The following is a 14,255-nucleotide window of genomic DNA, read 5'->3' as shown; positions in this document are numbered from 1 at the left end:
CGGGAACGGTCCGTGGGCGGGCCGCGACGGCGCCGGCTCACTACCATCGTCCACCATGAGCAGCCCTGAGCAGCAGATACGCCCGGAGACGGCCGCCCCGCCGCCGTTCCGCACGGTCGAGGTCCCCGGCGCGGTCGTCGCGGTGCACCGCCACGACGCCGCCCCGACGGCCCCCGGCGGGCGGGCGCCGGCGCTCTTCGTGCACGGCCTCGGCGGCTCCGCCGCCAACTGGACGGGGCTCATGGGCCGGCTCTCCGACCTCGTCGACGGCGAGGCCGTGGACCTCCCCGGCTTCGGCGAATCCGCCCCGCCCCGCGACGGCGACCTCTCCCTGTCCGGCCACGTCCGCGCGGTCATCGGCTACCTGGAGGCGTCCGGCCGCGGCCCGGTCCACCTCTTCGGCAACTCGCTCGGCGGCGCGGTCTCCGTCCGGCTCGCGGCCCTGCGCCCGGACCTCGTCCGCAGCCTCACCCTGATCTCGCCGGCCCTGCCCGAACTGCCCCCGCAGCGCACCGCCTGGCCGACCGCCCTGCTCGCCGTGCCCGGCCTCCCCCCGCTGCTGCGCCGGCGGCCGTCCGACGGGCGGGGACCCGAGGCGGTCACCGAGGGCGTGCTCGGGCTGGTCTACGGCGACCCCGACGCCCTGTCCCCGGAGGTCCGGGCCGAGGCGGTGGCCCAGTACCGGCGGCGGCTGGAGCTGCCGTACGCGACGCGGGCGCTGGTCGGCTCGGTGCGGGGCATCGCCTCCGCCTACACCGAGCGGGGCGACCAGGCGCTGTGGCGGCAGGCCGCGCAGGTGAAGGTGCCCGTGCTGCTGGTGTACGGGCTGCGCGACAAGCTGGTCTCGTACCGCTCGGCGCGCCGGGCCTGCGCGGTCTTCGCGGACCAGCGGCTGCTGGTGCTGCCGGACTCCGGGCACGTCGCGATGATGGAGCACCCCGGCGTCGTCGCCCGGGCCGTGCGGGAGCTGCTGGAGCGGGCCGCCTGACGGGGCGGGTCGAACGGGTCGAGGGCCGAACGGATCGAACCGGCCGAAGGGGCGGCGCGGGCCGAACGGCTCGAACGGATCGAACGGAACACGACCGATACCCCTTGATCGGCAGCCGTTAACGCCCCGATCGGGAAGTGGTCACTCCGGTTCACTCGTTCAGGTGGCAACCAGGCATGTGACCGATGGATTGCCGTAAGCCGGTCCTACCTTTCTGCTGTCGGACCGAACAGGTGTGGGGGAGTCGCGGCCGCCGGAGAACCCGGAGGGCGGCCGCGCGAGGGTGACCGGGGGCCGGGGGACGGCCGCCGGTACCGGGCCGCGGTGTCTCCGGCGGGCCGACTCCTCCGCCCCGGGCCGCCCGCGTCGGACGCGGGCCGGCCGGGCGCCGGCCAAGCCGCTCAGCAATCCGTCGATCCGCTCTGCCCCGGAGGTCTCCCGTGCGCGTTGCTCTGCTCACCGAGGGTGTGCGTCCGCGCGCCGGCAGTGGCGCCGGCGGGTGGTGCGACCGGCTGGTGGAGGGTCTGCGCGAGCACGACTTCGAGTGGTACGTGGCGGCCGGGACCGCCGGTCCGGGCGCCGGTGAGGACCCGCACGGCCGGTGGAGCGGCGTGCACGAGCAGGCCCTCCGGGGGCGCCGCCGGACCGGCCGCGCGCCCGGCGCGCTCCGCGGACGCCAGTACGCCCGCGCCTACGAGCAGCTCGTCCGGGCCCTGCTGAGGCCGGACGAGCGGTCCTCCTTCGGTGCCGGCCTGTACCGGCTGGCGGGGCTCGCCCGCGAGGACGGCGGGTTGCCGGCCTTCCTGGTCTCCGCCCGGGCCCGGGGCGTCCTGGAGCGGGTCTGGCGTTCGCCCGGCGCCGACACCTCCGCCGGGCAGCCGCTGGTCCGCGACGTCCTGGTCGCCGCCGACCTGCTCGAACAGTGCCTGCGACCGCTCGCCGCCCCCTGGTACGGCACCGGGCCGGGCGGGATCGGCGCCGCCGACCTCTGCCACGTGGTCGGCGGCGGCCCGGCCGCCCTGCCGGCGCTGGTGGCCAAGCAGCTGCACGGGGTGCCGTTCGTGGTCACCGAGCACGGCCTGCACCTGCGCGAGCAGTACCTCGGGTACCGGGAGGCGCCGTACCTCCGGCCGGTCCGGGCGCTCCTGCTCGCCTTCTTCCGGGCGCTCGCCGAGGAGACCTACCGGCAGGCCGCGGTGCTCACCCCCGGCAGTGCCCACGACCGGCGCTGGCAGCTGCGCTGCGGGGCCGACCCGGAGCGGACCCGGGTGGTGTACGAGGGCACCCCGGCCGTGGACCGGCCCGCCGCGGGCCCGGAGCCGGAGCGGCCCACCCTGGTCTGGGCCGGGGCCCTGGAACCCGGCCGGGGCCCCGAACTGGCCCTGCACGCCTTCGCCCTGGTCCGGGCCGACCTTCCGCAGGCGCGGCTGGTCGTGCACGGTGAGGAGGCCGTCCCCGGCTACCGGGCGCACTGCGAGGCCGTCGCCGCACGGCTCGGGGTGGCCGAGGCGGTCGAGTTCGCCGGCCGGCCCCGGTCCGCCGCCCGGGCCTGGGCGGACGGCTCCGTGGTCCTCTTCTCGGCGCTCTCCCAGCGTGGCCCCCGGCTGCTGGCCGACGCGATGCTGAGCGGGCGGGCCGTGGTCTCGACCGATGTCGGCGTGGCCCGCGAGGTGGTGGGGCCGACCGGGCTGCTGGTCCCGCCGCGCGACCCGCGCGCGCTGGCCGGTGCCTGCCTGGCCCTGCTGCGGGACGGGGAGCGCCGGGCCCGACTCGGCCTGGCCGGCCGGTTACGGGCGCAGGAACGCTTCGCCGTCGAGCCGGTGGTCGGGGCCTTCCGGGAGATCTACCTGGAGCTGGTCTCCCAGTGGCCGGCCTACCCGGCCGCCGACGGGGCGCCTGGTGCTCCGGGCGGTCCCCGGCCCCGGCCGTTCGCCCGGCCCGCCGAGTACTGGCTCACCGGCCGGGGTGGCGGCGCCGGGGCGGGTGGTGACGCGGTGGTGGGAGCGGCGGGCGACCGTGCGGGCACCGGGTCGGCGGGCGGAGGGTCCGCCGACCTCGGGGCGAGGGATGTCGGGGCGACGGATCTCGGGGCGACGGATGTCGGGTCCGCGGGTGCGGGAAGCCGGGCGGCCGGGCCCGGGACCGAGGGGACCCCGGCGGCCGAGGGCGCCGGTGAGGCGTTCGGCCGGCCCGGTGCGCTCGCGGAGGCGGTCTGATGACGGCCGGTGCAGGAGCGTCCGTGGGGGTGGACGGGGGAGCCCGCCCGGGGGGTGCGGCCGGTCCCGCCGCGCACCCGGTGGGCGTCCGGATCCCCGGCGCCTCCGGGGATCCGGTCCGGGAGGTGATGGCGGAGCACCGGGAGCTCTGCGAGCGCGCCGTCGATCCGCTGGAGATCGCCGCCGGGCTGGAGGAGGCCGGACTCGGCCCGGCGGACGCCGCCCGGTGCCGGCACGCGGACCTGTTCGCGCTCGCCGAGGAGCTGTACGCCCGGGTGCCGCGCCGCGCGCCCCCGTCGGTCGAGGCCGTACCCGGGGAGAGCCGGCAGCGGCGTTGGGTCGTGGCGCTCCGGACGGCGGTGCTGGCGGCGCTTCCGTGCGCGGCCGCCGCCGGGCTCGGTGGCGGCCGGCCCGTCCTGCTGGCTGCGGCCGTCCCGCTGACGCTCGTCCCGGCCGCTTCCGGCGCGCCCGGTGCGGACGGGCCGGCCAGGGCCCCCGGGTGGTCCGTGGCGATCCCGTTCGCGGGCCGGTCCGGTCCGGCCGGTGCCGAGGGCCCCGCCGACCCGGGCCACCCCGGGGACCGCGACGGCTCCCGCAGCGTCGGTGGCGGGGAGCGGCCGGTCGCCGGGCCCGAGGAGAAGGCCGGTCCGGTCGTCCCGGGTGCCGCGCGGGTGGTCCACGGCCGGCTGTGGTGGTGGCAGGCGGTGCACGGCGCAGGGGTGGCCGGGCTGTTGCTGGCGCCGCCGGCGCTGACGGCCGGTGGCCCGGGGGACCGACGGGTGACGACGGCGCTGGTGCTCGCGGCCGCGCTGTCGGCCGGGTCGGCCGAGTGGTCCGCGCGCTGGTTCCGCCGCGTCGGGCGGGGCCACCTGGGGACGGCGGTGACGCTGGCCGAGTTCCGGGCCCGGATGCGGCCGGTGCTCCCGGCGGCGCTGGCCCTGCACCTGGCGGTGCTGTCCGTGCTGACCTTCGCGGCGCTCGCGGTGCTGACCGCGGTGGCGCCGCGTCCGGGGCCTGGACACGGCGGCCTGCTGCACCTGGTGGCCGAGCGGGCCGACCCGGGGCAGTGGGCGGGCCAGGGGGTGCTGGGTCTGCTGCTGGTGCTGCCCGCCCTGCTGGCGCGCTGCGGCCGGACCGGGGTCGCGGCGCTCGGCGCACTGGCCGGGGCGGTGGCGACGGCGGCTCCGCTCCCACCGGTGGCCGGTCCGGCCGGCGGCGCCGTCGCGCTGGCCCTGCTGGTGTACGCGTGGGCGGTGCTGGGCCGTCCCGATGCGCACCGCTGACCGCCGGGCCGGACCGGGCCCGGCCGGTGTGCGGCCGCTTCCGCCACCCGCCCGGCGCGCCCGTCCCTCCCGCTCCTCCCGCTCCTCCTGTTCCGCCGTTCCGTTCGACATCCCGTTGTTCACTAGGACCCGCCAGGCCGTACCCGGTCTGGCTTCGTGGAAGGAAGCCCCCCGATGAGGGTGCTGCTGCTGGGCGCCGACGGCTTCATCGGCCGTCGGGTCACCGATCGTCTGCTCGTGGATCCGGAGTTGCAGGTGACGGTGCTCGGCCGGCGTGACTCCGCCGACATCCGCTTCGACCTGACCACCGGCAGCCCGGGTGCGCTGGCCCGGTTCCTGGACGCGGTCGTGCCGCAGGTGGTGATCAACTGCGCGGGTGCCACCTACGGCAGTTCGCGCACGCTGATCCGGGCCAACACGCTGGCCGTGGCCACCGTCTGCGAGGCGATCCGGCGCAGCCGGGAGCCCGCCCGGCTGGTGCACGTCGGCTCGGCGGCCGAGTACGGGCCGGTGCCGGGAGGGGTGCCGGTCTCGGAGGGCGCCGAGCCGCGCCCGGTCGGCCCGTACGGGGTGTCGAAGCTGGCCGGGACGGAGCTGGTGCTGGCCTCCGGGCTGGACGCGGCGGTGCTGCGGGTGTTCGACGTGGTCGGGCCGGGGTCGCCGACCGCCTCGCTGTTCGGGCGGCTCGCCGAGGGGCTGCGGCGCGCGCTGGAGCGGGAGGAGAACCAGGTGCGGATGCCCGACCTGTCCGGATACCGGGATTTCGTGGACGTCCGGGACGTCGCGCGGGCGATCCAGGCGGCGGCGGTGTCGGCCGCCACGGGGGTGATCAACATCGGCAGCGGGCACGCCGTCCGGGCCCGGGAGGCGGCCCAGCTGCTGGTCCGGGCGTCCGGCTTCGAGGGGGCGATCGTGGAGGAGAACCGGCAGGTCCTGCTGCCCGCGCAGGCCGGTGGGGCGGTGGACCACCTGCCCGGGCACGGCTCCGGTCACCACCTGCCGGGCCACCGCCCGGCGGAGTCCCGGTCGGCCGAGGGGAGGGTGCCGTCGGGGGAGCCGGTGCCGTGGCGGCAGGCGGACGTCCGGACGGCGCGGGACCGTCTCGGCTGGCGGACACAGGTGCCGCTGGAGGAGTCGTTGGGGGACGTCTGGCTGGAGACGGCCTGCCGGGTCTGATCCGTCCGGGTCCGCCGCCGGTCCCGTCCGGGAGGGCCGGGGGAGCCGGGGGGAGGCCGACGGCGCGCCGCCGTCGGCACCTCGCGGCCCGGGCGGGCCGGTTTTCGGCCGCGGGGGCCGCGCGGCCGGCGGTCCCACCATCCGACGCGGGCCGTCTCGCCCATCGGACGAGCTGTCTCGGAATACAGGGGCGGCATGACACTGTTGGCGTAGCAGAGCCACCTCGGTGGCGGAGCAACAAGCCACAAGAGGTTGGCCCCGGCCACCTGAGATGACGACCATCGGAGTCCCCGTGTCGCTGCCACCCCTGGTCGAGCCGGCCGACGAGCTCACCGTTGACGAAGTCCGCAGGTACTCCCGCCACCTGATCATCCCCGACGTGGGCATGGCCGGGCAGAAGCGCCTGAAGAACGCCAAGGTGCTGTGCGTCGGCGCCGGCGGTCTGGGCTCGCCCGCGCTGATGTATCTGGCCGCCGCCGGTGTCGGCACGCTCGGAATCGTCGAGTTCGACGTGGTCGACGAGTCGAACCTGCAGCGTCAGATCATCCACGGCCAGTCGGACATCGGCCGTTCCAAGGGCGAGTCGGCACGGGACTCGGTCAAGGAGATCAACCCCTACATCGACGTGATCCTCCACGAGGAGCGCCTCGACAACTCCAACGTGCTGGAGATCTTCTCCGGCTACGACCTGATCGTCGACGGCACCGACAACTTCGCCACCCGCTACCTGGTGAACGACGCCGCGGTGCTGCTCGGCAAGCCGTACGTGTGGGGTTCGATCTACCGCTTCGACGGCCAGGCGAGCGTGTTCTGGGCCGAGCACGGCCCCTGCTACCGCTGCCTCTACCCGGAGGCCCCGCCGCCGGGCATGGTTCCGTCCTGCGCCGAGGGCGGCGTGCTGGGCGTGCTCTGCGCGTCGATCGGCTCGATCCAGGTCACCGAGGCCATCAAGCTGCTGGCCGGGGTCGGCGACCCGCTGGTCGGCCGTCTGATGATCTACGACGCCCTGGAGATGAACTACCGCCAGGTGAAGGTCCGCAAGGACCCGGGCTGCGCGGTCTGCGGCGAGAACCCGACCGTCACCGAGCTGATCGACTACGAGGCCTTCTGCGGCGTCGTGTCGGAGGAGGCCCAGGAGGCCGCCGCCGGTTCGACGATCACCTCGAAGCAGCTCAAGCAGTGGCAGGACGACCAGGAGGACATCTACCTGATCGACGTCCGCGAGCCCGGCGAGTACGAGATCGTCAGCATCCCCGGTGCCGTGCTGATCCCGAAGAACGAGTTCCTGATGGGCAACGCGCTGGAGCAGCTGCCGCAGGACCGGAAGATCGTGCTGCACTGCAAGTCGGGCGTCCGCTCGGCCGAGGTGCTGGCCGTGGTGAAGTCGGCCGGCTTCGCCAACGCCGTCCACCTGGGCGGCGGCGTGCTGGGCTGGGTGAACCAGATCGAGCCGCACAAGCCGGTGTACTGACCGAGACCGTGGAAGGGCCCGCTCCGGCGGGCCCTTTCGCGTACCCGGGCCCGCGCCCGGTCGCCCGGGTCCCGCCGGCTGCGCGGGCCACCCGGTTCGCGCCGGTCGGCCGGGTTACAGCGCGCCCTTGCGCTGGAGCACGTTGTAGGAGATCCAGCCGGGGAGCACCGGCAGCCAGAAGGTGAGCGCCCGGTAGAGGAAGACCGCCGGGGTGGCGACGGTCGGCGGCACGTCGGCCACCGTGAGCGCACCGATCAGCGCGAACTCGACCGGGCCGATGCCGCCGGGGGTCGGGATGGCGGAGCCCGCCGCGTTGGCGGTCAGGAAGACCACGGCCACCGCGGAGAAGGAGATCGAGCCGCCGAAGGCCTGTACCGAGGCGTCCAGACAGGCGGTGAAGGAGAGCGTCAGCAGCAGGATGCCGCCGAAGCCGCTGACCAGCTTGCTGGGCGTCTGCATCAGGTCGAGCATCCGCGGGACCACGCCGAAGAACAGCGAGCGCAGCCGGTTCAGCACGAACCGCCTCAGCGGCGCGACCGCCGCGACCACCAGGGCCAGCACGGCGGCGGTCAGCACGCCGATGATCACCGCGCGGGAGGCCGAGAGGTCGCCGTTGGTCTGGCTGCCGGTGATCAGACCGAAGCTGAAGAGCAGCAGCAGGTGCCCGGCCAGGCCGGCCAGCTGGGAGGCGCCGACCGACGCGACCGCCTGGCCGGAGCGGATGCCCGCCTTCTGCAGGTAGCGGGTGTTCAGCGCGATGCCGCCGATCGCCGCCGGGGCGACCAGCTTGACGAAGGACCCGGCGAGCTGGGCGGCCACCGTGCGGCGGAACGGCAGCTTCTCCGGGACGAAGCCGGTCAGGCTCATCGAGGCGGCGATGTACGAGAAGGCCGCCGCGGCGAGGGCCACCGCCGCCCAGGCCCAGTCCATCTGGGAGAGCTTGAGCTGCGCCGGCTTGATGGTGGTCAGCGCGAGGTACGCGGCGAAGGTGAGCGCGATCACCATGATCAGGGTCTTCGGCTTGAGCCGCTCCAGCTTGGCCGGCTCCATCGGCGCCTCGGGGGCGATCTGCAGGATCTGGCCGCGGATCCGGCTGAGCAGGTCCTCGCCGGCCAGCGCGATGTCCTCCTCGGCCTGCTGCTGGGTGCGCGCCCCGGCGGCGACCTGCTCCAGCGCCCTGGCCTGGGCGGCGGCCTTCCGTTCCTTGCTGAGCCGCTTCAGGTCGACGCGGGTGGAGCGGCTCATGCCGACCGGCTGGAGCAGCGGCAGCGCCTGGGCGACCCGGTCGGCGCCGAGCACCGCGTTGGCGGTGGCGACCGTCCGCTCCGGGCCGATCCGCAGCGCGAACGTGGTGAGCAGCTGGGCGACGTCGATGCGCAGCGTCAGGTCGGTGGCGGCGATGTCCCCGCCGGAGAGGTTGACCAGGCAGGCCGTCTTCTCGTCGGTCACCAGCATCGACTCGCCGGTGAGCCGGCGGTGGGCGATCCGGCGCTCGTGCAGGGCGGCGACCGACTCCCACAGCGAGGCCATCACCCGGTCGGTGATCTCGTCGTCGGAGAGGTCGTCCAGGGTGCGGCCCTCGACGTTCTCGTAGACCAGGATCGCGGCGTCCGGGCCGAGCTCGGAGGTGGCGACCAGCTGCGGGGCCCGGGCACCCGAGGCGGCGGCCGCGTACGCGATCAGCGCCTCCTGCTCCAGCGCCTGGCGCAGCGACTGGGGGCTGCGCCGGACGGCGACCGAACGCAGCCGCAGCCGTCGCCAGGCCCGGTAGAAGAAGCCGGAGGCCTGCTGTTCGCGGTCGACGATGTGGACGTCCAGCGGCGGGCCGCTCTGCTGGGCCACGAGGTAGCGGCGGGTGCCGCCGGGGGCGTCCGGGGCGCGGTGGGCGCTGGCCGGGGTGAAGCCGACCTTGCGCAGACCGATCATCAGGTGCTGGCCGGTGGGCCGGATGTTCGGCGAGCCGATCGCGTACAGGGTGCCGTAGGCGACGGACCAGCCGATCAGCACGGTGAGCAGCAGGGAGAGCGGGGTGGTGTAGCCGCCGAGCAGTTCGGTGATGCCGCTGAAGATCACCACGACCCAGAGGGCGACCCGCCAGCGCGGGCGGCTCGACATGCCGACGGCCGTCATGTAGGCGATCACCGGGGCGAGGTAGCCGTGCACCGGGTCGGTCAGGGTGCCGTTGGAGTCCAGCGGGAGGCGGGTGAGGGCGTCCCTGATGTGGTCGGAGGCGCCCTCGGCGACCCACCAGTCGATGCCCAGGGAGACGCCGTAGGCGAGTACCGAGGCGAGGACGCCGTCGGCGACCCGCAGGCCGTCGCGTTTGATCAGCCGTTCGACCGCGAAGGCGAGCGGGACGGCCAGGACGGCGACGCTGGAGACCAGGCCGGTGATGGTGGCGAGGACCGGGGAGAAGCGGGGGGCGTTGGAGGCGATGTCCAGTTCGATGCCGGTGGTGGTCGAGGTCGCCACACCGGCGAGCACGAAGACCGCGACCAGGCCGAGCACGCCGGCCAGGAAGCGGATCAGGTCGGAGGGGCGGTGGGCGCGGGCGGCGAGCAGGGGCTCGTCGACGTCCAGGTGCGGCGGGTCGTCCAGCGGGTCGGGTCCGCCCGGGCCGAGACCGTCGGTCCCGGTCGCGGCGGGTTCCGACCCGGCTCCGAGCCCGGCTCCTGCGTCGGGCTCGGGCGAGGACTCCGGCGCGGGCAGCTGGGCCGGGAGGCCGGCGGCCGTCCCGGCCCCCGTCTCCGTTCCCGCTTCCGTCCCGGGGCCGGTCGGCCGTGGGGTCTTGATCGTCCGGTCCTTGATCAGGGAGACTGCCGGCGACGGCTCGGTGGCGGACCCGCCGCCGGGACCTGCGGGCACGGCTGGGGAGGACTCGTCGGAGCCCTCGTCCACACTCACGTCGGCCGTCCCGGTCATCTGGTCTTGTCCTCGTATCACCACTCACCGCCCCGAAGATGGTGGCATGCCGCGGCGTCCCGCGCTGGACAGGGGCCGGATCGGGCGCGGCGGATCGTTCGTACGGGCCCCCGGGTCCGGCGGGATGCGGAAGAATGCCGCAGGTGACGGACGCCCACGACGACGGTGAGCGCGGAGAGCTGCCACCCTTCGCCGAACTGGTGCTCGACCTGGCCGAGCGGATTCCACCCGGCAGGGTGATGACCTACGGGGACATCGCCGAGTACCTCGGTCAGGGCGGCCCGCGCCAGGTCGGCCGGGTGCTCGCCCTGTACGGCGGCGCCGTGCCCTGGTGGCGGGTGATCCGCGCCGACGGCCGCTTCCTGCCCGGCCACGAGCACCGCGCGCTCGCCCGCTACGCCGAGGAGGGCACCCCGCTGCGCGAGCTCGCCGACCCGCCCCGGGTCGACCTCGGGCGGGCCCGCTGGGACGGCGAACCGGCCGGGGAGTGACCGCACGCCGGGTCCGGCCCGGTAGCGCGGAGGCGGTCCCGTTCCCCGCCGGCCATGTGGGACGAAACCCGTGCGCGGACGGGAATGACGGGGCAGGATCGTAGGCTCGATACGGCGGGCCCCTCGGCGGGCCCGCCCGCCGTTGCCCGAAGTACGACCCCCAGGACGTCCGTGAGCTCCCCCTATCGACTGGTGCGCAGCCCCCTCGTGCCGCCCGCCCCGCCCGTGCTGGACGAATACCAGCGCGCCGTGGCCGAGCACACGGGTGGCCCGCTGCTGGTGCTCGCAGGACCGGGGACGGGCAAGACCACGACCCTGGTGGAGGCCGTCGCCCGGCGCATCGAGCGCGGCACCGACCCCGACCGGATCCTCGTGCTCACCTTCAGCCGCAGGGCGGCGATGGAGCTGCGCGACCGGATGGCCGGCCGGCTCGGCGTCACCACGGCCGGTGCCGGGGCCGCCGCCCCGCAGGCCACCACCTTCCACTCCTTCTGTTACGCCCTGCTCCGCGCCCACCAGGACCCGGCGGACTACGCCGAGCCGGTGCGCCTGCTCTCCGGCCCGGAACAGGACGTCATGGTCCGCGAGCTGCTCGCCGGCGGCGCCGAGGACTCCCGGCTCGGCAGGTCGCGGATCGGCTGGCCGCTCGACCTGCGCGCCTGCCTCACCACCCGCGGTTTCGCCGACGAGGTCCGCGCCGTCCTCGCCCGCAGCCGCGAGCTGGGGCTCGGCGAGGCCGAGCTGGCCCGGTTCGCCGAGGGCGTCCGGCGCCCCGACTGGGCCGCCGCCGCCCACTTCCTCGCCGAGTACCTCGACGTCCTCGACCTGCGCGGTGTCCTCGACTACGCCGAGCTCGTCCACCGCGCCGTGCTGCTCGCCGAACGCCCCGAGGTCGAGGAGCGGCTGCGGGACCGCTACGACGCCGTCTTCGTCGACGAGTACCAGGACACCGACCCCGCCCAGGTCCGGCTGCTGCGCCGGCTGGCCGGCGGCGGGCGGGAACTGGTCGCCGTCGGCGACCCCGACCAGTCCATCTACGCGTTCCGCGGCGCCGACATCAACGGCATCCTGGAGTTCCCGCAGACCTTCCGGCACGCCGACGGCCGCCCCGCCGACGTCAAGGTGCTCCGGGTGTCCCGCCGCTCCGGTGCCGTCCTGCTCTCCGCCGCCCGCGAACTCACCCGCCGGATGCCGATGGGCCGGCTGCCCGCCGACAAGCTCGCCCAGCACCGCACCCTGCTGCCCGCCCGCGAGGGCGGCCGGGTCGAGGTCTACACCTACCCCACCCCCGGTACCGAGCTGGACTCCGTCGCCGACCTGCTGCGCCGCGCCCACCTGGAGGACGGCGTGCCGTGGGGCGAGATGGCGGTCCTGGTGCGGGCCGGTGCCCGCTCCATCCCCGGCGTCCGGCGGGCACTCGGCGCGGCCGGCGTCCCGTTGGAGATCGACGGCGACGACCTGCCGCTGCGCGAGGAGCCGGCCGTCGCCCAGCTGCTGCTCGCCCTGCGGGTCTGCGCCGAGCAGGCCGTCCGGGACCGGCACGACCCCGGGGCACCCGATCCGCTGACCACCGACCTCGCGCACACCCTGCTCACGGGGCCGCTCGGCGGCCTCGACGGCGCCGACCTGCGCCGGCTCGGCCGCGTCCTGCGCGAGGAGGAGCGGGCCGCGCTGCGTGCCGAGGCGCGGCGCGTCGAGACCGCCGCCGAGAACGTCGCCGGGGCCGGGACGGAGGCCGGCGCCGAGCCGGGGCCCGCCGGGGCCGGGACGGGCGCCGAGCCGGGGGCCGTCGGGCTCGCCGGCCCGTCCGCGTCCGCCGCCGTGAGCCGTCCCGCGGCCGTGCCGCGCCCGGCCGGCGAGCTGATCCGCGAGGCCCTCGCCGAACCCGAGCAGCTCGTCGTCCTCGACGCCCCCTACGCCCGCCGCGCCCACGACCTCGGCACCCTGCTGCGCAAGGTCCGCGAACGCCTGGCCGGCGGCTGCACCGCCGAGGAGGCCCTCTGGGAGCTGTGGGACGGCTCCCGCCGCTGGCGCGAACGCCTGGAGCGGGCCGCCCTGCGCGGCGGCGGCGCCGGCCGCAACGCCGACCGCGACCTCGACGCCCTCTGCGCCCTCTTCGAGACCGCGGCCCGCGCCGAGGAACAGGTCACCGGCCACCGCGGCGCCCTCGACCTGCTCGCCGAGCTGGAGGCGCAGGACATCGCCGCCGACACCCTCACCGTGCGGGCCGTCCGCCCCGAGGCGGTCCGGCTGATGACCGCCCACCGCTCCAAGGGCCTGGAGTGGCGGCTGGTCGTCGTCGCCGGCGTCCAGGACGGCCTCTGGCCCGACCTGCGCCGCCGCGGCTCGCTGCTGGAGGCCGACCGGATCGGCCGTGACGGCCTCGCCGAGCCGCTCACCCCGGCCGCCCTGCTCGCCGAGGAGCGCCGGCTCTTCTACGTCGCCGTCACCCGGGCCAAGGAGCGGCTGGTCGTCACCGCCGTCAAGGCGCCCGCCGACGACGGCGACCAGCCCTCCCGGTTCCTGCGCGAGCTCTACCGCGAGGACGTCGACCCCCGGACCGGCCGGGTCGTCCGCCGTACCCCTCCGGTGACCGTCGAGGACGTCACCCACCGCCCGCGCCGTCCGCTCTCCGTCGCCGCGCTGGTCGCCGAACTGCGCGCGGTCACCGTCGACCCCGCCCGCTCGCCCGAGCTGCGCCGGGCCGCCGCCGAACGGCTCGCCACCCTCGCCCTCGCCACCGACGAGGAGGACCGGCCGCTCGTCCCCGCCGCCCGGCCCGACGCGTGGTGGGGCCTGGACGACGCCACCGCCGCCCCCGACCCGCTGCGCGACGCCGACCTGCCGATCCGGCTCTCCGGCAGCGGCCTGGAGCAGCTGGAGAACTGCTCGCTCCAGTGGTTCCTCGACAAGGAGGTCAAGGCGCGCGGCTCCTCCTCCGCCGCGCAGGGCGTCGGCAACGTCGTGCACGCCCTCGCCGACGAGGTCGGCTCCGGACGCTCCCCCGCCGACCTGGCCGTCCTGATGGAGCGCCTGGACACCGTCTGGGACGCGCTGGCCTTCGACGCGCCGTGGAAGTCCCAGCAGGAGAAGACCGAGGCCCGCGCCGCCCTGGAACGCTTCCTCACCTGGCACGTGATGGGCCGGGGCCGCGACGTCGTCGCGACCGAGCACGGCTTCGACGTCACGCTCGACGCGGGCGGGGTCCGGGTGCGGATCCGCGGCTCGATGGACCGGGTCGAGAAGGACGAGGCCGGGCGCGCCTACGTGGTCGACTTCAAGACGGGCAAGGAGGCGCCCACCGACAAGTCGCTGCCCGACCACAAGCAGCTCGCCGTCTACCAGCTCGCCGTCCGGGCCGGTGCGCTCAACGAGCTGCCCGGCTTCGACGGCCGTGCCCCGGAGGCCGGCGGCGCCGAGCTGGTCCAGCTGCGCAAGCCCGACAAGGCCGTACCGGACGCGCCCAAGGTGCAGCGGCAGGAGCCGCCCGAGGGCGAACCGTGGGTCGAGAACCTGCTCGCCGACGCGGCCGGGAGGATCCTCGCCGAACGGTTCGTCCCGCAGACCGGGGCGGGCTGCGACCGCTGTTCCTTCCGCCGCAGCTGCTCCGCCCAGCGCGACGGTGCCCAGATCGTGGAGTAGCCGGAACGAGGAGGGGCGCGGGCCGGCGCGGTGGCCCGGGCCTTCGGGCGTCCCCGGCCCGTGCGA

8 protein-coding genes are annotated in these 14,255 nt (G+C 76.0%); 7 read left to right on the top strand and 1 reads right to left on the bottom strand.

Annotated elements, in window-relative coordinates; genetic code table 11:
* Positions 1-55: 55 nt before the first annotated feature.
* The 5 genes from ACFWIC_RS24335 to moeZ all read left to right on the top strand — a co-directional run bounded on the left by ACFWIC_RS24335 (position 56) and on the right by moeZ (position 7,134).
* Positions 56-988: an alpha/beta fold hydrolase gene (locus tag ACFWIC_RS24335; protein WP_380520013.1), complete on the top strand. Its 933-nt coding sequence runs from the start codon at positions 56-58 to the stop codon at positions 986-988.
* 440 nt (positions 989-1,428) lie between these two features.
* Complete coding sequence (locus ACFWIC_RS24330; protein WP_380520012.1) at positions 1,429-3,204, top strand: DUF3492 domain-containing protein; 1,776 nt, start codon at positions 1,429-1,431, stop codon at positions 3,202-3,204.
* A complete protein-coding gene (locus tag ACFWIC_RS24325; RefSeq protein ID WP_380520011.1) occupies positions 3,204-4,487 on the top strand; it encodes a hypothetical protein in 1,284 nt (427 codons plus the stop codon). Before ACFWIC_RS24330 ends, ACFWIC_RS24325 begins: the two co-directional genes overlap by 1 nt.
* A gap of 174 nt (positions 4,488-4,661) precedes the next feature.
* Positions 4,662-5,663, top strand: coding sequence for an NAD-dependent epimerase/dehydratase family protein (locus ACFWIC_RS24320; RefSeq protein WP_329949232.1), 1,002 nt, complete (start codon positions 4,662-4,664; stop codon positions 5,661-5,663).
* Positions 5,664-5,955: 292 nt separating this feature from the next.
* Positions 5,956-7,134, top strand: coding sequence for an adenylyltransferase/sulfurtransferase MoeZ (gene moeZ, locus ACFWIC_RS24315; protein WP_329883162.1), 1,179 nt, complete (start codon positions 5,956-5,958; stop codon positions 7,132-7,134).
* Between the two features lie 114 nt (positions 7,135-7,248).
* Here the strand turns inward: moeZ and ACFWIC_RS24310 are convergent, their stop codons facing one another.
* The gene (locus tag ACFWIC_RS24310) at positions 7,249-10,056 is read right to left on the bottom strand and encodes a flippase-like domain-containing protein (RefSeq protein WP_380520010.1); all 2,808 of its coding nucleotides are present in this window, start codon (positions 10,054-10,056) and stop codon (positions 7,249-7,251) included.
* A 134-nt stretch (positions 10,057-10,190) separates the two neighbouring features.
* Between ACFWIC_RS24310 and ACFWIC_RS24305 the strand changes: the two genes are divergently transcribed.
* Together ACFWIC_RS24305 and ACFWIC_RS24300 are read left to right on the top strand one after the other, a co-directional pair.
* Positions 10,191-10,547: an MGMT family protein gene (locus ACFWIC_RS24305; protein WP_380355898.1), complete on the top strand. Its 357-nt coding sequence runs from the start codon at positions 10,191-10,193 to the stop codon at positions 10,545-10,547.
* Positions 10,548-10,631: 84 nt separating this feature from the next.
* Positions 10,632-14,189, top strand: coding sequence for an ATP-dependent helicase (locus ACFWIC_RS24300; RefSeq protein ID WP_380520009.1), 3,558 nt, complete (start codon positions 10,632-10,634; stop codon positions 14,187-14,189).
* Positions 14,190-14,255 lie beyond the last annotated feature (66 nt).

The sequence above is a fragment of the Kitasatospora sp. NPDC127035 genome (genome assembly GCF_042726075.1).
Taxonomy (GTDB): Bacteria; Actinomycetota; Actinomycetes; order Streptomycetales; family Streptomycetaceae; genus Kitasatospora.
The sequence above is the reverse complement of the archived record's forward strand: the minus strand, read 5'-3'. Positions and strand labels throughout refer to the sequence as shown.